This window comes from Cohnella boryungensis (assembly GCF_042651945.1).
GTDB classification, from domain to species: domain Bacteria; phylum Bacillota; class Bacilli; order Paenibacillales; family Paenibacillaceae; genus Cohnella; species Cohnella boryungensis.
In genome coordinates this window covers 295,260-314,912 of sequence record NZ_JBHSED010000003.1, presented here as the reverse complement: position 1 = coordinate 314,912, position 19,653 = coordinate 295,260, and the positions used below count along the sequence as shown (strand labels likewise).

Below are 19,653 nucleotides of genomic sequence, written 5' to 3'. Positions count from 1 at the left end.
TCAAGCATTGCGACGAAATAAGTTCCGCAAGGGAAACGAATTTCGTCGCAAGTCCTCAACCCAGCAGGTCTTCCCGAATCGGCGTGAAGCAGTCCAGCAGGCTCGACGGGATTAGCGCTCTAACACCATGCTTCGCCATGCTTGGAATATATATGCTGTCTCCCGCCTTGACGACTGTCGTCACGCCGTCAATCGTAAACGCCAGCTCCCCATAGAGAACATAAGTCAATTGCTCGTGAGGATGGGAGTGCAGATAGCCTTCCGCACCGGCTTCAAACTCGACAATCATGTTCATTACGCCTTGGCCGACCGCGCCGATCTTGCGTCTGACCCCCGGCTCCGCCGATTCCCACTGTCCGATAACTCCCATTTCAATCCCCTCCCTTGTTTGCCGCATCTGTCGCATCGACGATATACAGATGGCCCTTCAGCTTCTCGTTATGGGCATCCGACGTAAACAGCACGTAACGGTCATCGTTGCTGAATATCGGGTGCGGATGAACGTCCTGGACCCCGAAGCTGCTGCCGTGTGCGCATAATTTGGTCCAGGATGCCGTCCCGTTGCGCCAATCCGGCGTAACGAGATGAATGCTGCGGTCGTCAATGACCCCATCCGTAACCAGCACTTCGTCGGTCGAATTGGACGTGAAATGACCATAAGCCTGCATCCCTGACGGAAACAATATTTCCCGAAATTCGTCGGTCTCCAATTCATAATGGCCGACAAAGCTGGCAATTTCGCTCTGAGGCCTGCTTAACTCGGCCATCGCAGGATCGTTGGGAATCCCGTACGTCCCATGATAGATGATGCCTTTGCCGGATTGCGTCCACATCTCGTGGCAAATCCATAAGGCATTCTCGCCTGCCGACTGCTCTCTCACTTTGCGGATGGCACCTTCCGCATAAAGCCATATGCGCTGTTCGACAAGCCCTCCCTCATGATTATACAATAGTGCGCCATCATTCTCGGGATGAAATTGAACGTGTGTAATCCAGCCGGGCTGCGTAAACAATTCCTTGGTGCTTGCATCCTCCACGTTAATGAGGAGCATGCGAGATGACAAGTATTCTCTCGCGACCTTCTCCCGGATCTGGCCGAACGGATTGCCCGAGCCCACCTGAAAAGCATCTTCGGCGATGATCGGTACGGCCGCGATTGTGCCGTCTGCGGACAAATGCGTAAAGCCGGTCATAACCTTGCCGGGAAGCTTTCCCAAGCTAGTTTCCTCCAGCGTATCCACATGCAGAAGCCGAATCTCGTCGTCCTGAATATATAGCAGCCGATTGGTCGCAGCGTTATAGGACGGGCTCGCTTTGGCCAAGCCGACGTTATCCTTGCCATCGTAATACACATAGCTTCTCATGATTCCGTTGCGGTTGTCCGTCAATTGGACGGCGCTGCCGTCAGCCAGGGAAAGCTTGAACAGGTTAGGCCCGCTCCCGTGATCGCCGATGTACAGCACATGCGTGTCCCCGGCCGTAAAGCTGCTGCTCGTAAAATATAAATGATGAAAATTGCCCGGGAGCGAAGTCAACTGCTTCACCCTCCTGCCCGTCTCGGGGTCTACGCGTTCCTTCATTTGATGTTTGATTACTGTGCCCTTCATTTTTGCCGCCTCCCAATGCCTGTCTTAGGTTTGATTGTAACCAGGCTGGATTCGGCGATCTTCCATTATCTTGCGAAACCGCTTACAATTAATCTATCTTGTCATTTATTTTTGAGGGAGGCATCCGTTATGCAAAGCTCATCGCTATTTGCTGGAAGAGCCGCCTTCCATTTCGAGTTCACGGACAGTCCTATGACGAGCAGAGAGCCGTTGGAACATTTTCACGATGCGTTCGAGCTGGCCTTGTTTCTGAAGGCCGACATTTCTATTTTCATCAAGGATCGCAAGTACGACATCCGCGACGGAGACCTGCTCTTCATCGACAGTTACGAAATTCACCGCATGGTGTACAAGCCTGACCAGCACTACAAACGATATGTCCTTAATTTTCAACATCGGTTTGTGCAAGATCTGTTACGAACGCTTGGGCAAGAGTCGCTGTTCCAGGCCATTCGCAGCAATCCTAACGCCAAAATCAGACTGAATCTGAAGCAACGTCTGTCCATGGAGGAGCATTTTTCCCGGCTGATGACGCTGAACGCCTCCCTTGCAGAAAACCGGGACGACGGTACGATGCAAGCAGAGTTGACGATGAGACTGATTCTGCTTCTCCAAGAGGTGTATCGGATCGGGCAAGCCCAGCGTCAGGCCAGAAGCGACAGTCGGCTGCATTTGCTCGTTGTCGATATGCTCCTCTATATTGATAGCCGGTACAGCGAGGATATTCAACTGGAACAATTGGCCGCCGCCGTCGGGAAAAGCAAATATTATATTTGCCGTCTGTTCAAGGAATCGACCACCTTTACGATCGTTGAGTACATTCAGTACCGCAGAGTCATCGAGGCGCAAAAAAAGCTGTTGGAATCGGACATGCACATTATTGACATCGGACTGGCTTGCGGCTTTCAAAGCTTACAGCACTTCTACCGAGTGTTCAAGCGAATATCCCGGCTAACGCCGGCGCAATACCGCGCAGGTCGCCACGATTAAGGCGGCCGACAGCGAGTTTCGTGCGCAGGTTGCCGTTACTTGCGCAGTTGACTGGGCGACAGGCCTCGGAATCGCTTAAACTGCCGACTGAAAAAAGGTAGGTCGTGATAACCGAGCAGATCGGCCACCTCTGCAACCGTCATGTTGTGACAGCGAAGCAAATGCTCAGCCCTTGTGATTCGGGCTTCTACGATGAACGCTGCGACCGTCATTCGCATGCTTTCCCTGAATTTCAGCGAAAAATACCTCGGCGACAAACCCGCCCGCTCCGCCAATCCGATAACCGTATGCCGGACGCCTGGATATTGCCGGATATAGTTGGCCGTCTCCCGAATCCGGTCCAGCCTCTCCCCCCGTACAAAACCGTTGCGCTCCTCCCACTGCTGCCGCTCAAGCTGCTGCAGCATAAGCGACAGCAGCAGCTCCGCTTCACGCTCGTAACGGAAGGCACGGTCTCTTGCATTCTGAACGTAACGGCTCAGAAGCGTCTCCAGAAAAACCGTATCCCGCACCGAGCGATACGAAGACAGATTGTCCAGCTCGGCCCGTCGTCCAGCACCGACGCCAAAGTGAATATAGGTGACGGTCAAGGGATTGTCCGGAGCCTGTGAAGCCGAGGCACGATCACCCGGACGGAACAGAAAACAGCTTCCCTTGGTTAGCGTGTACGCAATTCCGTTCAATACCATCTCCCCCACACCGTCCCACACATACCACAGATCGTAATCCTCAAAAGAACGATCCTCCGTGCTCCATTGCCAGCCAGGCTCGCAGGTTACCTGGCCCAGGTCGTCCTTACAGATGAGCTCTGCATCCTCTTGAATATCCACTTGCATATTCTCTTGCATGTCCTCGTTCCTCCCTTCTATCCCGGACAGATTCAGACATCGGGTGCAACTATTTGTTTACGGGATGCATTTATCCCAGCCCTGTATTGACCCTACAATAAAAATTGTATCACACGCAAATAAATCCATTATTCGGGAGATGAGAGCATGCATCCCTTCATGGGCATTACGGATTGGGATCGAATCGGCATGTCCGTCGAGCAATCCGCCAAACGGCTGCAGCGTATCGCTTATGTGGATCGGCAGAGCATGAGAATTGAAGCTGGCCATATGACGGCCAGACCGGAATATGAAGTGAAAGGCGGCCTGGCCCGTTTAATCTGGCAGGATGCCGTCCATTACGACGGCTTGCGGAGCCGCTGCAAGCAGCTGCGCATGAGTACAGTCGCCTTCGAACGCTGTCCCGATCCGGCGCTGGAAGCGCTGATGGCCCGTACGCTGAATTCGCCTTCGACGCTGACGCTGCTGACAGCGCAGTTCGAAGTGGTGAAGCCCGCTCAGATTGCTGCCATCCGTCAGTATATTTCACTAGCCCAGCCGATTGTCGACGAGCCGACGATCAGCATGCTCCGCCATCAATTAATCGACCGCGAGGACCAATGCCGCTGGGGAGTGGAAGCGCTTACGGAATACCGGTCATCCGCGGATGAGGCTGAGCTTCTATATGCCGATCGGTGGGCGGAAGAGCTTAGGAGTCTGCTGGCGGCAGCCGGCGGAATAGAGGGCCAAGGCGAGCGTATCCCTGTTTCCGAAGCTTCCTTCCTGACTGTCGAGCCCTTCTCTTTGCCCGATTCCAGCACTCGCGACGCCAGGTTTTCAACCGCCGTGGCGAAGCACGAGGGGCTCCAATTTCCAGATAGCAATGAAGGACGATTCCAGATGATGATGTACAACCGCTTTTTCGAGATGACTGCTGCCGAAGCGATTGCTTATGTGCACTTCTCCCAAGATAACAGGCCATGGGCATTTTATTATGATACGGCCAGACATATTTGGGATGAGGTGCGTCACGCCTGGTTCGGCGAAGCCGCTCTGCGGCTAAACGGAGTCGACGTCTACGCGGCTCCCAACTGGATCGGCTGGTACGACATGACGGCCAAGCTGTTCAACACGGACGAAGCCTACACCCATCTTACGATTGCGATTGAAAAAGCGGCAATGAAATATCCGCCGGGCAAACGGGAGGAATGGGAGTTTTGCCGGGACGCCGTGCGTCACCCGCTCATGACGACGTTCCAGGATTTCGACTGGGCGGACGAAGTCGTGCATGCGGGCTTCGGACAGCGCTGGATCGTCGAGCATATGTACGACGGCAACGTCGGGGAAGCCATTGCGGCCGGCGAGCGCACCATGGACATGAGAGCGGCGTTCATGGCCCGTTATGAGAACGGCTCCGAGACGAAGCACTCTTCATTCGCCGGAGAGTATTGATTGGGGCTGCCAAGTTATCGTTGGTCAAGCCATGCTTCTGCCAGTTGGGCGGGCTTACGCTTTGCTATTTAAATCTATCTCAGCAACTCTGCCTTTTCAAATGGAAAAAAGTGTAACGGCACATTTGATTCACAGTCTTTATGCGATTACCTTTAACCGGCTTAAAGCAGTTTATCTTCTGCTCACTAGAAGCCGGAATATATCGTGCAGCCAGGTGACATTAAAAGATGAAAACGATAAACAATACCGAAATTCCGCAGCCGCGTCTAGGCATCCAGGGCTCCGTCGTCGCTTGGCAAGACCCTTGGGCCGGCGAAGCTTCCGACACAATTATGCGTACGGGCACCGGACGGATTGTCCCGTCCCAAGACCCGGCTCCGGGCGGCGGAGAGTTTCTGGAAGCGCTCAAAGCTCTGGGCGCGGAATTCTATGTGCACCATGTCATGCCCGGGCTAGAGGGCCAAAGCCAACTGCTCGCAGATGTTGAGCGTCACGACATGGACCTGTGTCTCGGCAACGAGTACGGCAACATCAACGGACCCTGGGTGCCGGGAAGCAATCGATACGACATCCCGGACGATGCGCTGGTGCAGGCGGCTGCGACGGGACGGCTCATCGGATTGCTCTATGACGAGCCGGAGCATCTGCAGATCAACGCCAGACAATATCGCAAGGACGACTGGTTCCCCCACTGGCCAGTCGCGGACGTTCCCGGCAGCCTTGATGAAGCCCGCGACAGCTTTACCCGAACCGCGGCAGCTCGTGTCGGCCACGTTCGCGAAATCTTACAAGCAGACGGGCAGGATGGGGCAGTTAGTGCTGATGGCGTTGAGGTTTCCTCGGGAACCGATAAGGCTGGCGCTGCTCACGCCAATGTCCCTGTGTTGTCGGAGCAAGTATTTCCCGTGCTCTTTCACGCTCAGGCACGCGCCGGTCTGGCACCATGCCCGAAAATCATGAAGGAGTCCTTTCAGTCCCTTCAGTTGTCTACCGCGCTTGGCGCAGCCAAGCAATATCGGCTGCCGTTATGGATATGCGCAGACTTATGGGGACCCGACGCAGGAGCCTGGTTCACGCGCGCGCCGGGCTTCCCCGGCCACTCTCCGGCAGAGTTCGCCTCTGCCCTGCGGATGGGCTATCTCATGGGGCCGGATCGGATGTTCGTCGAGAACACGGACGTTCTGCTTCGTTACAATGCCCCGAACGGCTTCCGCAGAACGGAATTCGGCGATGTGTGGCAGCAGTTTGCCCGCGAATTCGTGCCCGCCCATCGACTGAACTGGACTCACCGGGACGCGGATGCCGACATCGTGCTCATTCATTCCGACGACAGCAACTATGGACAGAACGAGCGCCCGTTCGGCTTGCGGGAGCTGCGCATGCCGGCGGAAACACAAAGCGTGTTTCACGCCTGGCATTTGATCAGCCACGGCACCCTGCCCTGCCACGGGAACAACATGCATATTAGCGGATATCGCTTTCCTCGGCACGAGCTAAAGCGTCTGGTCGAAGATGCGCAGTTTCCGCTGGAGAATGGGAAGCTGCTGCCAGACACGCAGCCTGCGCATCCCCTGTTCTTCCCGACGAACAACGTGCTCGTGTACGACGGCCATGTATCCGAAGATCAGCTAGGCAACCCCAGGCTCATCATCATTGCGGGGACGCATCTCTCGCCTGAATCGCTGCAGGCGGTGATCAACTGCGCTGAGCGAGGGGCAACGGTCATTGCCTGCGAATGGCTGCTTCCTCAAGCGTGGCGGCGCAGCACCCGGCTTCAAGACGGTCTGTGGCTGTCGACGACGAGCCTGCTGTCGGATAACGTCAAAGAAGCCGCCGCACCATTCCTCGGCAAGCCCGATTGCTGGTCCCTACGCTTCGGCGACCGCGAGGTTCGATTTTACCCGAAAGACGATGCGGGCTTTGAACTGAATTTCGAAATCACATCCTGATTGCAAGCAAACCGCATGCATTCCGAACGTTCGTCGGTTGCATGCGGCTTGCTGCCGCTCTCTTATGTCCAACAGTCAAGTAACGTCCTCATCGGGCTCGACATGAACATGAACGTTCAGGATGTCCTGCTTGCGCCTTAACCGCTGCTCCACCGCATCGCTGATCCGGTGGCTGTCGATCAGGGACAGGGAGGGATTCACAAGCACGATCACATCGACAAGCACGGTGCTGCCATGAATGCGCGCCCTAATATCCTTGATCGCGCGAACCCCTTCCGTACGCTCGACTACACCTCTTAGCGTGGTCAGCTGATTGACGTCGAAGCCGTCCGTCAAGTCGTGCGTCGCCGACCAGAAAATATCCCATGCCGTCTTCAGGATGAGAATCGCCACCGCCAGGGCCGCAACCGCGTCGAGCCAGGCCAGACCCAGCGCAGCTCCGAAGATGCCGACAGCCGCCCCGATGCTGACCAGAGCATCCGATAGATTGTCCTTCGCCGCAGCCATCAGAGCTTGACTGCGGATGCGCCGGGCGAGCCGAACATTGAAGCCGTATACGGCGAACATGGCAGCGGCGGCTCCGAGAGCCACCCAGCCTGCACTCACCCCCGGCACCTCGAACTCGCCGCTCCAGAGCTTGCGGACGGCCGCCATTCCAACCTGCAGCCCTACCGTGGCCATGACGAACGAGGCGATCAGCGCTGCAATCGTCTCGGCACGCAGATGTCCGTAAGGGTGATTGGCATCCGGCGGCCTACGGGAAATGCGCAGGCCGATCAAGACCGCCAGGGAAGCGACGATGTCGGTCGCATTGTTGAAGCCGTCCGCGACAAGCGCTTCGGAAGCGAAATACCAGCCGGCGGCCAGCTTTAGCGCCGACAGCGCCAAATAAGCCGCTATGCTGACCCAAGCGCCTCTTTCTGCCTTTTTAATGTCTCCGTAGATATCCGCAGTCATTTCGCTCGCTCCCCCGGGTTCGTTATTTCTTCATGGTATGCGTTGTTCGGCTATCGAACTAGTGTAACCTTGCGGGCTAATCTGGAACCCCTCTATCCGTTGAGGGAAAGAAAAGACGGCTTCGCGCTGAATCTTACATCCTTTCTGGTCGCAAGCAAAAACGCCTTCGGCATCCTCCGACAGCCGGAGAAGCTTTGCGGAGACGATTCAGAGAAGGATAAGCGTGAAACTTATAAAACCTGTATCGTTTAAAAAAACGCCCCCCGGTTTCCCGGAGGACGCTGCCTGCATTTATTTTCTGAATTCCTCCGGGATTAGCTTCGCACGAAGCTCCTGCACTTCGGGATGCTCCAGGTATTCGTCGAACGTCATCAAACGATCGATAATGCCGTTCGGCGTAATCTCGATGATCCGGTTGGCGATCGTCTGCATGAACTGATGGTCGTGCGAGGTAAAAATGATCGGGCCGTCGAAGTCGATCAAGCCGTTGTTCAGCGCCGTAATCGACTCCAAATCCAGATGGTTCGTCGGCTCGTCGAGCAGCAATACGTTACCGTTGGTAAGCATCATGCGGGACAGCATGCAGCGAACCTTCTCTCCTCCGGACAAGACGGATGCCTTCTTCAGCGCTTCGTCCCCGGAGAACAGCATCCGGCCCAGGAAGCCCCGGATAAACGATTCGTCGGGGTCCTTCGTATATTGGCGCAGCCAATCCACCAGGTTCATATCCACGCCGTCGAAGTAATCGGAGTTCTCCTTGGGGAAATACGCCTTCGTCGCCGTCACGCCCCAGGTTACCGCGCCTTCTTCCGGTTCCTTCTCGCCTACGAGAATTTGGAACAGCAGCGTTTTCGCGTGGCCGTAAGGCCCTACGAGCGCGATCTTGTCGCCTTTGTTCACGACAATATTAACCCCGTTCAATACCTTCTCGCCGTCAAGGGATGCCGAAACATTCTCCACGGTGACGACTTGTTTGCCGACCTCGCGCTCCGGCTTGAAGTTAATGAACGGATATTTGCGGTTGGAAGGGCGAATGTCATCAAGAGAAATTTTGTCCAACAGCTTCCGGCGGCTGGTCGCTTGCTTCGCCTTCGACTTGTTCGCGGAGAAGCGTTGAATAAACTCCTGAAGCTCCTTGATCTTGTCTTCCTTCTTCTTGTTCTGATCTCGCACGAGCTTGAGCGCCAGCTGGCTGGACTCGTACCAGAAGTCGTAGTTGCCGACATACATCTGGATCTTGCCGAAATCGATGTCCGCGATGTGCGTACATACCTGGTTGAGGAAGTGCCGGTCATGGGATACGACGATAACGGTGCCCTCATAGCGGGACAGGAATTCTTCCAGCCAGTTGATCGAATCCAGGTCCAAGTGGTTGGTAGGTTCGTCAAGCAGCAGAATGTTCGGGGTGCCGAACAGCGCCTGGGCAAGCAGCACGCGAACCTTCTCGTTGCCGCTCAGCTCGGCCATCTTCTTATCGTGCAGGTCGGTCGTAATGCCCAAGCCGTTCAGCATGCCCGCCGCTTCGCTCTCCGCTTCCCAACCATTCATCTCCGCAAACTCGGCTTCAAGCTCTCCCGCACGCATGCCGTCCTCGTCGGAGAAATCCTCCTTCATGTAGATGGCGTCTTTCTCTTTCATGACTTTATACAGACGCTCGTGTCCCATGATAACCGTCTCAAGCACGTTGAAATCATCGTACTCAAAATGGTTTTGCTTCAGCACCGCAAGCCGTTCGCCAGGCGTAATGTGCACCTCGCCCGAGGAGGACTCCACCTCGCCGGACAAAATTTTCAGAAACGTGGACTTCCCCGCTCCGTTCGCGCCGATCAAGCCGTAGCAGTTGCCGGGGGTAAATTTGATGTTAACATCTTCGAATAAGGGGCGTTTGCCAAATCGCAGGCTAACGCCGGATACGGTAATCATGAGTCTAATCCATCCTTTGTTTGGTTTTCTGAATTAAAGCTGTCGAACCGCAGCGTCTCGCCGTGCTGCAGAAGCAGAAGCTTCTCTTCCGGGATTCCGAGCCTGGCCCGTTCCGCCTCCAGTCGCTGCAGCGCTTCCGCAGGCGTGTCGTCCGACAGCTTGAACGCACCGTAATGCATCGGTACGAAATACTTCGCCTTCACGTCCAGAAAAGCCTGCAAAGCCTCCTCCGGACTTACGTGCTGGGATGACATGAACCATTCCGGATCATATGCTCCAATCGGCAGCAACGCAATATCAATGTCAAACCTTCGCCCGATTTCCTTGAACCCGCGAAAATAACCGCTGTCTCCCGCAAAATAGATCGTCGGCCCGTGATCGGTCTGCATGACCCAGCCTCCCCAATGGGACGTATTCATGTCCCAGGGATTGCGGCGGGTCCAGTGCTGCGCCGGAACGAACGAGAACTTCACGCCGTGAAACGCGAGGTCCTCCCACCAGTGCAGCTCCTGCGCCTGCGTGAAGCCGCGAATGACCAGCTTCTTGCGCAAGCCCGCAGGAACGATCAGCTTTTTCGGCCCGCGAAGCCTGCGGAGAGACGAGACGTGCAAATGATCGTAATGCGCGTGCGAGACGAGTACGACATCCACCGACGGCATGTCCGACAAGGGGATACCCGGCGGAACGAGCCGTTTCTGGAACGCCATTCTGCGCGCCCACACGGGATCGGTCACGATGTTCAAGCCCGCAAGCTGGATCAGGAAGGTGGAATGGCCGATCCAGGTAATGGAGGGCTCGCTATGATTATGCTGTAGAAAATGCAGGTCGGGCGTCACGCTCGGGACGCACTCCAGATAGCCTTTGTTGCGCAGCTTGCGCAACCGGTTTGCACGCCAACGGTCGAATTGATCCTTGGATGCTTTGCCCGCGCCAACGGAATCCAAGTTGCCGAAGCGTCTCCTAAGCATGTAATCCCTCCGATGATGTGCTCATGTATACTATAGCAGGAAACTCCCGAATGTACCAAGGTTGGGATGAAAAAAGCCCCGCCCCTCCGGGCAAGGCATTGGATGGAGCTTCTCTTCCCTTAGTTAACCTGAGCGGAGCCTCTTTAATCGTGAAAAAATGACGTTCTGTTGAGCGGGCGCATAGGCCGTTGCCGAGGGCTCTGGCGCAGCACCTCGCGGGTGATTAGTTCGACTAAGCATCACTACTGCGCTGTGACGGAACCCTTCGCGGGTGGTTAGTTCGACTAATCATCACTACTGCGCTGTGACGGAACCCTTCGCGGGTGGTTAGTTCGACTAAGCATCACTACTGCGCTCTGGCCGAACACTTCTCGGGTGGTTAGTTCGACTAATCATCACTACAGCGCTGTGACGGAACACTCTGCGGGCGCTTAGTTCGACTAAGCATCACTACTGCGCTGTGACGGAACACTCTGCGGGCGCTTAGTTCGACTAAGCATCACTACTGCGCTGTGACGGAACCCTTCGCGAGTGGTTAGTTCGACTAATCATCACTACTGCGCTGTGACGGAACCCTTCGCGGGTGGTTAGTTCGACTAAGCATCACTACTGCGCTCTGGCCGAACACTTCTCGGGTGGTTAGTTCGACTAATCATCACTAATGCGCTGTGACGGAACACTTTGCGAGTAGTTAGTTCGACTAATCATCACTATTTCGCTCTGGCGGAACAGTTCGCAAGTGGTTAGTTCGCTTACCGTGTAAAATGGCGTTTCTCTCCAGCGATTTTGGCATTTGGTCAAAGTTAGGGTATTGTGGAGGTAGTTCAAAAAAGTAAGGGGTGTTCGTTCCATGAAATTATTGTCCATCGAGCCGACCCCGAGTCCGAATACGATGAAGCTTAACGTGGATGTTCGGCTCGATTCCGGCGTTCAATTGAACTATAGCAAGGATTCTTCGACGACCGCTCCTCCGCTTCTGATCGTCAAGCTGTTGGAGATTCCCGGCGTGAAAAGCATTTTCCAGACGGCGGACTTTCTTGCCATAGACCGCAAAGGACCTAACGCCGATTGGGCCGCCATTCTCGAAGGGGTGAAGAACGTCTTCGGCATCGCCGGCGACGGAGCGTTCTCTTCCTCGGCCGCGGATGCCGCCGGGTTCGGCGAAGCGCACGTCCGCGTGCAGTTGTATCGCGGAATCCCAATCCAGCTTCGCGTACGCAGCGGGGGGCAGGAGCATCGTGCAGCAATGCCGGATCGTTTCTCGCAAGCGGTCACCGAAGCGGCGGGCGCGACGATGATCCGCGAGCGCATGCTTGAGGATCTCGGGGTGCGCTATGGGGAACCGCAAGAAGTGTTGGAGGAAGTGAAGAGAGAGCTGGATGCCGCTTATTCCGAAACGCGGCTCCGCGATCTGGTCGAGCAGGCCAAAGCCGCCGGCCCCGAAGCCCCGCCCCCGGCGCCTCCCGCTCCGCTGGACGGCGATACCGTCATGAAGGCGCTGGAGTCGCAAGATTGGCGTGAGCGCTATGCCGCTTTGGAGCGCCTAAAGCCTACGCCGGAGGATTTGCCGGTTGTCGCCCGGGCGCTCGGGGACAGCCAGATGTCGGTGCGGCGGCTGGCTGTCGTATACCTCGGCGATCTGCGCACGGCGGAAGCGTTCCCGCTTCTGTTCGAAGCGCTGAAGGATTCGTCCGGCTCCGTTCGGCGGACAGCCGGCGACACGCTGTCGGACATCGGCGACCCAATCGCGATCGCTCCAATGATCGAAGCGCTGGAGGATTCCAACAAGCTCGTTCGTTGGCGCGCGGCTCGTTTTCTGTACGAAGCGGGCGATGAAACGGCGCTCGAGGCGCTTCTGCGCACGACGGGCAGCGAGACGGAATTCGAGGTACGCCTGCAAGCCGAGATGGCGGTCGCCCGCATTGAACGCGGCGAAGAAGCCGCCGGCTCTGTCTGGCAGCAAATGACGCGCATGCGAGAGCAGCAAGATAGTTGATTAGTAATAAAGGAGAGGGGGCTTCCCCCTCTCCTTTATTTGCGACTATACCTACGAAGCTAACCCACGCTATTCTCCGTCTCTCCCGCCAGGTAGCGCTCGACGTTGCGCACAACGCCGCTCATCAAGGCAGATCGCGCCGCATGGGTAGCCCATGCGATATGAGGCGTTATATAACAGTTCGGCACGCCGATTAACGGATGATCGGGCGCCGGGGGCTCCTTGGACAATACATCCAGTCCGGCCCCTGCAATCGTTCCGCTCCGCAGCGCCTCGGCTAAATCCTCTTCGACGACAAGCGCTCCGCGCCCCGTATTGATGAGGAACGCCGACCGCTTCATTGCGCTCAGGCTCCCTCGGTGGATCATGCCCTTGGTCGCTTCGGTCAGCGGACAGTGCAGGCTTACTACGTCCGACTGCGCGTACAGGTCTTCCAGCTCGACGAGTTCGACATCCGGGAGTTCGACGGGCAACTCCTTCTTCGTGCGGGATACCGCCACCACTCGCATGCCGAACGCGAGCGCAAGCTTCGCGACCCGCCGGCCGATATCGCCCAGTCCCACGATTCCCATCGTGCGGCCTTCGAGCTCGATGAGCGGCGTCCGCCAGAAGCTGAAGTCGGGGGAACGCGACCAGTCGCCCTCGTGCACCGATTCGTTATGCAAGCCGACGCGATGACACAGCTCAAGCAGCAAGGCGAAGACGAGTTGGGCGACCGAAGCGGAGCTGTATGCGGGAACGTTCGTTACCGTAATGCCTCGTTCCCTCGCGGCCCTGACATCGACATTGTCGAACCCGGTTGCAATGACTCCGATATATCGCAGCTCCGGCAAGCGATCAATCGTCTCCGCCCGAAGAGGCGTTTTGTTCGTCAGCACGATCTGCGCTCCTTCAGCTCTCTCCGCGATCAAATCGGCCGGGGTGCGGTCATAAACGAACACCTCGCCCAGCTTCTCCAGCTCCAACCAGCTTAAGTCCCCCGGGTTAAGCAAATATCCGTCCAGAACGACTATCTTCATTCGCTTCCGCCTCCGTTTGTTTTGGGAGCTTGCTCCCAGCTCTTCTGCTCTTTGCTCTCTTACACTCTCTTACACTCTCTTGCTCTCCTGCTCCGCTGTTTCCGGCTTTCTAATTCCCCGTTTACAGCAATCTCTGCAGCTTAATGATCGCTTGAACCCGATCGATGACCTCCAGCTTGCTATACAGGCTGCTGATATAGTTCCTGACCGTCCCCTCGGCAATATGCAAGGCATCGGCGATCTCGCGATTGTTCAGTCCCTTGAGAATATGATGCGCAAGCTCCGCCTCTCGTTCGGTCAGCTTGATGCGGGACGCGGAGGAACGCTGCCATTGCTCGAAATCCCCCGCCATTTCGTTCATTCGCGTCGCCAGCTTGGCAGCGACGGCAGAAGGCAGCACGAACTGGCCGCTCACGGCATCGCGAATGGAGGCGATCATTTTATCCCCGTCCATATCCTTCAGCATATAGCCGCTGGCCCCGTTGGCCATTCCCTCGACGATATAATCCGTATCGATGAAGGTCGTCAAGATTAATACCTGCGTGGTTGGACAATTACTTCGAATCCGCTTAAGCGCGGAAAGGCCATTCATGACGGGCATTTGAATGTCCAACAGCACGAGCGTCGGTTGGAGCGCTTCCGCCAATTCGCAAGCTTGTTCGCCGTTCTTGGCCAGGCCGACGACCTCCATGTCCTCTTCCAGCTCCAGAATCGTGCGCAGGCCTTCCCGCGTCAGCATCTGATCGTCGGCGATAACCAGCCTGATCTTCGTCATTTCCTGTCCTCCTTCCGCCGTTTCGGATACGGCAAATCTATGCTTAGCAGGAACCCTTCGCCCTGCCGGAATTCGATCTCCAGATCGCCGCCCAACTGCTCGGCACGATCCTTCATCGCCTTCAGTCCGAAGCCCATCGCGATCTTCGAGGCGCCCTTGCCGTAATCCTGCAGCCGGAATTGCGCAGCTCCGTCCGCATCGTTCAGATGAAAGCGGAACTTCAGGCTTCCGCCGTGCCGGATGCCATTGGTCAACCCTTCCTGCAGAGCGTAATAGAACATTTTTTTATGGCTCGCCGGCAGATCGGGAAAGTCTTCGATCTCCGCTTGAATGACAACTCCCATATTGCGTTCCGTGTCGCGAATCAATTGGCCGAGCGTGTCGCCCAGATTGGCGTACTTGTCCTCTTTCAGCATATGAACCGACCCGCGGATCTCGTTCAAGCCGTGACGGACCAGATCCTGCGCTTCTCTCAGACGCGCCGCGGCTTCCTCCGCGTCCTTGCGTATCAGTCGCTTTCCCGCCTCGATCTGGATAACCGTCGAAGTCAGCGTATGTCCGACGATATCGTGTATCTCCTGTGCGATCCGGCTTCTCTCTTCGTATACCGACACCTCGGCCAGAGCCGCCGAAGTCTCCAGCATGGAGCGCTCAAGGCTTCGCGTTCTTTCCTCGACCTGCCTCTCCAGATTGTTTTTCAGCTCCTGCACGTCCGAATACAGCTTCGCGTTGGCAATCGAGATCGCACATTGGGAGCCGAAGAGCTTGAGCACGTCCAATCTCTCGGGCGTAAAAGCATTGGGCGTAAGCTTATTCTCCATATATAACAGCCCGACTGGCTTGCTTTGATGAAAGATCGGCAGACATAGCACCGACTTTAGCCTCTTCTCCCTGACCGCGGGATTGCGCGCGAACATTCCCGCTTCCGACGCATCCTCCAGGACGACGACCTCCCGAGTCCTTGCCGCGTATCCGATGATCGCTGCAGGAACCAGATTTGCCGCTTCCTCCAGCGGAATCGATTCGATTCGAAGCTCTGCCGGCGTTCCATGGATTTCGACCTTCCATTTTCCCCCATGCTCCAGCAGAAGCGCTCCGTATTCCGCCCCCGAGTTTTGCAGCATAAGACGCATCAGCGTATCGAGCAGCCGGTTCATCTCCATCTCTCCGGATAACGCCTGAGCGGACCGTGCGACGGATAGGTAATCGACACGCTCCATTCCTGACTCCGGCTTGGCGTTCAGCAGATGCCCGTATTGACGCTCCATGTCGGCCGCTTTGACCCACGCTCCCCATTGCTGGTAAGCGTTATGCGCTTCCGTCAGATAGATTTTCGCAAGATGCGGCTTGCCTTGCCGAAGCCCGTGCTTCCCGCAGCTTTCGGCGGCCATCGCTAGATCGTGTATGTGGCCGTGCGTCCGGGCGGCTTCGATCGATAATGCGAACCATTCCTCCGCTTGCCGGCTTTTCCCTTTGATTTGGGCCATCTCGGCCTTAACAAACAAGTATTTGTGCAGATAATCCTCCGGGCATTGCCTGGCGTATTTCCGCAGCATCCTTCGCCGTTCGCGCAATCCCGTCCATGCGGCGCTTCTCTCCTTGGCCGGCATGTCCTCATACAGCTGTGCCCAGACGAGCGCCTCGTAGGTATATTGCATAACATTCTCGCGATTGTCTTGCCGGCTTGCGGCAAGCTCGGACGTCCTCTTCAAGGCTTCGTTCGCTTCTCGGTATTCCCCGAAAATATAACCCGGCAAATAAACCGCGACGAACATCAGTTCCTCAATGATCCGCGTCTCGTCCCCGCGTACTGAACGATAGAAAGCTTCCGAGCCAACCTCCTCGATCGGAAAAGGATCGTCGGCGGCGCGATGTCCGGATAACCGAACCAGCATGGATACCAACAAGATCGCTTGCTTCCACAGAAGCTCGTTGTTCTGACGCCGGATTTCTCCCGAATGGGCAATCATCCGCTCATAGATTATCGAAATAGGTTTCCCGAATTGAAATTGGGATACGCCGTTGATGATGACGCTTTGGTTGCCTTGCAGCAGATCGCCGGATTCCAATCCGACCTTGCCGGCGTGCTCGCTGAACCGTTCCAGCATCTCGGGCTTGTATTTTCTCCAACTATCGTAGCACAGCGAGAATGCGGCAATCGTCTTGGCGTGAAGCGCAGGATACGGCTTCGACCATTCGTAGGCCAGCATGCCCCATTGGAAGGCGACTTCCAAACGGCGAAAAGAATAATGGTACAACGCGTAACCGACGAATCCGATAGAGGCTTCGGGGGTCTGCCCGCGATCGAGCGTCAGCTCGATCATCGCGAACGTCGCGGCAAGCCATCCTTTCTTGTCTATAAAAAACAGAGCGCTGCTTACGTTAACCAAGGCTGTTATTGCAGCCCGTCCGATCTCGTCCTCCATTACAGGCAATTCGATAAGGGAGTCAATCGGATACTTGCGCAGCTTCCATTTTAATCGCAGCTCCAGGCGGAGCAGACGAAGCGCGCTTGGCGCTGCATTCATCTTAAAGCCGAGCAACGCCAGCGATCGACGTCCCAGCTCGATCACTTCTACGTGATTATTCTGAGTGGATTCCAGCTGCATCATAAGATTATAGACGAGGGCTTGATCTACATTCGTAGCGGCCTTGGCAATCAGCAGTTGAAACAACTCGTTCGCTTCCGCGAAATAAGAGCATAGAAACTCCAACTCGGCTCTCTCGCGATACATGGGGAAGACGAAATTATAATCCCGCTCCCAATCCGCTTCGCCAATCAAGTCGGTCGCGCGGCGCAAGTAGTCCAGCGCGGTCTCGTAAGCCGTAGACTGCTTCGCCTTCAAACCGGCCAACAGATTCAATTCGGCCAGCTCGCGCCTCAGGTCCGAACTGGCGAATCGCTCGACGGCGCGGTTCAAGTGCTGAACCGCCTCGAACTGGCCCGCCTCCCCGCCCGAACGCATGCGGTCTGCCAGCGCCGTGCCGATCCGCAGATGCAGTGCGATTCGTTCTTCCTCGGACACGAGCGCGTATGCGGCTTGCTGAATGCGGTCATGCTCGAATTTGTACTGCTTTAATTTCTTGCTCGACGCCTGCAGCAAACCTTCGCGAACGGCATGATCCAGCTCCTCGCACAGCTCGTCCTCGGAAAGCCCCGTGAACGGAAGCAAGCTCTCCACCGCGAACGGGCTTCCCAGAAAAGCCGCCCTGCTGAGCGCGTGCGCCATAGGCTCGGGCAAATGCTTCAGCTTCTCCGAGATATAAGCCGCCGCGTTATCGGCTATACGTGTCTCGGCAATACCGCTCATATCCCATACCCATTTTTCGGCGATTTCGTCGAACGCGATCCGGCCGCCATCGAACAAATCCTGAAGAAATTGCTTGAGAAATAGTGGATTTCCGTCTGTCTTCTGCAGCAGCATTGCCACCAGCTCATCCCTGTCTTCCCCGATGCTTCGCAGCGCATCCCCCAGCAGACGATGAACATCTGCAGCGTCAAGCACGTTCAATCGAATACGGCTGACCGTCAAACCGCGTTCCTCCGGCTGCCTATCCGCTCGCCGAAGCGCATGGGTCATCGGGGTCTCCTCATCCCGATACGCCGTGACGATGAGCGTATGTCTCGTCTCCCGATCTTCCAGCAGGTAATTCAAATATTGGAGCGAAGCTTCGTCGGCCCATTGAAGGTCGTCCAGAAACAAGATCAAAGGTCGATCTTGACGGCCGAACAGCTGGAAAAATCGGTTCAAGAGCAGGTGGAAGCGACGCTGCGCCTCGATTGGCGGCAAGCTCGGAACGACCGGCTGGGGACCGATCACCAACTCCAGCATGGGGACTCTTTCAATCAACAGTTGGCCGTAGCTCTCCAGCGCCTTCATTATCCGCAGCTTCCAAACTTCGACCTCCAGTTCGCTCTCCGTCAGCCGTTGCCCAACCAATTCTCCAATCGCTTGAACCCATACGTCATAGGGAGCAGCCTTTCGGTTCGGATCGAACTTGCCCTTGGCAAACGTCCCTTCCCTAGACGCGGCATCCTGCAACGTCTTCAGGACGAAGGAGGTTTTGCCTATCCCTCCACCTCCGATAATCTCGAAGTGCTCCGCTCCTCCCTCGGCCGCCCGCCGCAGCGCGTCGATCAGCAATGCTTGCTCGCGGCTTCTCCCGTATAGCCGCGTCGGAATCGTCAGCCGATTCGGGACGTCCCGTTCAGCCAGCGCGAATTTCCCAATCGTTCCAGAGCCTTCAAGAGCCTTCAAGCTTTTCTCCAAATCGAACTTAAGCCCGTAGGCGCTCTCGTACCGTGCATCGGGAGACTTCTCCAAGCATTTGGCAATAATCTCGGACACCATCTGGGGAATCCCTTCCCGAATCAGTTCCAGCGGCTGCGGCTTGATCGCAAGATGATGATAGACGATATCCAGCGTATCCTTCAGCTCGAACGGGACTTTTCCCGACAGCCATTCATAGAGCGTAGCGCCCAGCGCGTAGAAGTCTGACCGATAGTCCGCAGACGCGCCCGACCTCCCCGTCTGCTCCGGAGAGATATACGGCAAGAGCGAATCCGGACGATCCGTGATCGACGATAACGGGCTCCTGGCGGAACGGGAAGCTCCCAGCCTCAAATCCGCGAACTTTGCTTCGCGGGTCCCAAGATTGACCATCAAATGACCGGGGGAAATTTCGTTCAGCGTGATTTTCTCCCGATGAATTCGCACCAAGCTGTCCGCGGCGGCCACGGCGATGCCGAGCAACTCCTGCAGGTCCGTTGCTTGGCCTCGTTCGCGAATAAGCTGATCGAGCGTACTCCCTCCGATATCCTGAAGCAGAAGCACCGGACGTTCCCCTTCGTACTCCAGCCCGTAAGCCTTCAGCGCCCCTCGGCCATCGAGCGTCCGGAGCAAGTCGTACTCATGACGAAAAGCCGCAACCTGTTTCTCATCCGGATAGGCGTCGCGTGTCGTCTTGGCGATCGCTAACAAACCGTCTTCGTAACGTTGCAGCCGGTAAAAACAAATATCGTCATGGCAGCCGAGCTTCTCCCTCGTTTCGTAACCCTGCAATTCAAGCCTCATGATCTGCTCCCCGGATGCCTCGATTGTCGGATCTCTCATGACCTCTTCCCTTTCGCCTATTATATCATCGGGTCGACATAAATCGATATTTCGCTCGCGTCTTATGAAATTACAC

At 56.2% G+C, this 19,653-nt stretch carries 13 protein-coding genes; 4 read left to right on the top strand and 9 right to left on the bottom strand.

The window, feature by feature from the left end; genetic code table 11:
* Positions 1–55 precede the first annotated feature (55 nt).
* Together ACFO1S_RS02670 and ACFO1S_RS02665 are read right to left on the bottom strand one after the other, a co-directional pair.
* The gene (locus tag ACFO1S_RS02670; RefSeq protein WP_204600786.1) at positions 56–370 is read right to left on the bottom strand and encodes a cupin domain-containing protein; all 315 of its coding nucleotides are present in this window, start codon (positions 368–370) and stop codon (positions 56–58) included.
* Between the two features lies 1 nt (position 371).
* A complete protein-coding gene (locus ACFO1S_RS02665) occupies positions 372–1,607 on the bottom strand; it encodes an oligogalacturonate lyase family protein (RefSeq protein ID WP_204600787.1) in 1,236 nt (411 codons plus the stop codon).
* A gap of 129 nt (positions 1,608–1,736) precedes the next feature.
* On the opposite strand from ACFO1S_RS02665, the gene ACFO1S_RS02660 reads away from it, so the two are divergent.
* The gene (locus tag ACFO1S_RS02660; protein ID WP_204600788.1) at positions 1,737–2,597 is read left to right on the top strand and encodes a helix-turn-helix domain-containing protein; all 861 of its coding nucleotides are present in this window, start codon (positions 1,737–1,739) and stop codon (positions 2,595–2,597) included.
* A 35-nt stretch (positions 2,598–2,632) separates the two neighbouring features.
* On the opposite strand, the gene ACFO1S_RS02655 is transcribed toward ACFO1S_RS02660, so the two are convergent.
* Positions 2,633–3,445: an AraC family transcriptional regulator gene (locus tag ACFO1S_RS02655; protein WP_378126186.1), complete on the bottom strand. Its 813-nt coding sequence runs from the start codon at positions 3,443–3,445 to the stop codon at positions 2,633–2,635.
* A 147-nt stretch (positions 3,446–3,592) separates the two neighbouring features.
* Here ACFO1S_RS02655 and ACFO1S_RS02650 point away from each other — a divergent pair, with 147 nt between their 5' ends.
* Positions 3,593–4,876 carry a hypothetical protein gene (locus ACFO1S_RS02650; RefSeq protein WP_204600789.1) on the top strand — a complete coding sequence of 428 codons (1,284 nt, stop codon included), beginning with the start codon at positions 3,593–3,595 and terminating at the stop codon, positions 4,874–4,876.
* Between the two features lie 227 nt (positions 4,877–5,103).
* Positions 5,104–6,825, top strand: coding sequence for a hypothetical protein (locus ACFO1S_RS02645; RefSeq protein ID WP_204600790.1), 1,722 nt, complete (start codon positions 5,104–5,106; stop codon positions 6,823–6,825).
* A gap of 75 nt (positions 6,826–6,900) precedes the next feature.
* On the opposite strand, the gene ACFO1S_RS02640 is transcribed toward ACFO1S_RS02645, so the two are convergent.
* From ACFO1S_RS02640 to ACFO1S_RS02630, 3 genes are all read right to left on the bottom strand, one after another.
* Positions 6,901–7,782, bottom strand: coding sequence for a cation diffusion facilitator family transporter (locus tag ACFO1S_RS02640; RefSeq protein ID WP_204600791.1), 882 nt, complete (start codon positions 7,780–7,782; stop codon positions 6,901–6,903).
* A gap of 291 nt (positions 7,783–8,073) precedes the next feature.
* Entirely contained in the window at positions 8,074–9,705 is a 1,632-nt protein-coding gene (locus ACFO1S_RS02635) for an ABC-F family ATP-binding cassette domain-containing protein (RefSeq protein WP_204600792.1), read from the bottom strand.
* On the bottom strand, positions 9,702–10,673 hold the full coding sequence (locus ACFO1S_RS02630) for an MBL fold metallo-hydrolase (protein WP_204600793.1): 972 nt from the start codon (positions 10,671–10,673) through the stop codon (positions 9,702–9,704). The genes ACFO1S_RS02635 and ACFO1S_RS02630 overlap by 4 nt, the downstream gene beginning before the upstream one ends.
* A gap of 850 nt (positions 10,674–11,523) precedes the next feature.
* On the opposite strand from ACFO1S_RS02630, the gene ACFO1S_RS02625 reads away from it, so the two are divergent.
* Positions 11,524–12,669, top strand: coding sequence for a virulence factor (locus tag ACFO1S_RS02625; RefSeq protein ID WP_204600794.1), 1,146 nt, complete (start codon positions 11,524–11,526; stop codon positions 12,667–12,669).
* A 59-nt stretch (positions 12,670–12,728) separates the two neighbouring features.
* Here the strand turns inward: ACFO1S_RS02625 and ACFO1S_RS02620 are convergent, their stop codons facing one another.
* The 3 genes from ACFO1S_RS02620 to ACFO1S_RS02610 form a co-directional block, all read right to left on the bottom strand.
* Positions 12,729–13,688, bottom strand: a complete 960-nt coding sequence (locus tag ACFO1S_RS02620; protein WP_204600795.1) for a D-2-hydroxyacid dehydrogenase — start codon at positions 13,686–13,688, stop codon at positions 12,729–12,731.
* A gap of 121 nt (positions 13,689–13,809) precedes the next feature.
* Positions 13,810–14,463: a response regulator gene (locus ACFO1S_RS02615; protein ID WP_204600796.1), complete on the bottom strand. Its 654-nt coding sequence runs from the start codon at positions 14,461–14,463 to the stop codon at positions 13,810–13,812.
* Positions 14,460–19,577 carry an AAA family ATPase gene (locus tag ACFO1S_RS02610; protein ID WP_378126183.1) on the bottom strand — a complete coding sequence of 1,706 codons (5,118 nt, stop codon included), beginning with the start codon at positions 19,575–19,577 and terminating at the stop codon, positions 14,460–14,462. Before ACFO1S_RS02610 ends, ACFO1S_RS02615 begins: the two co-directional genes overlap by 4 nt.
* Between the last annotated feature and the right edge of the window lie 76 nt (positions 19,578–19,653).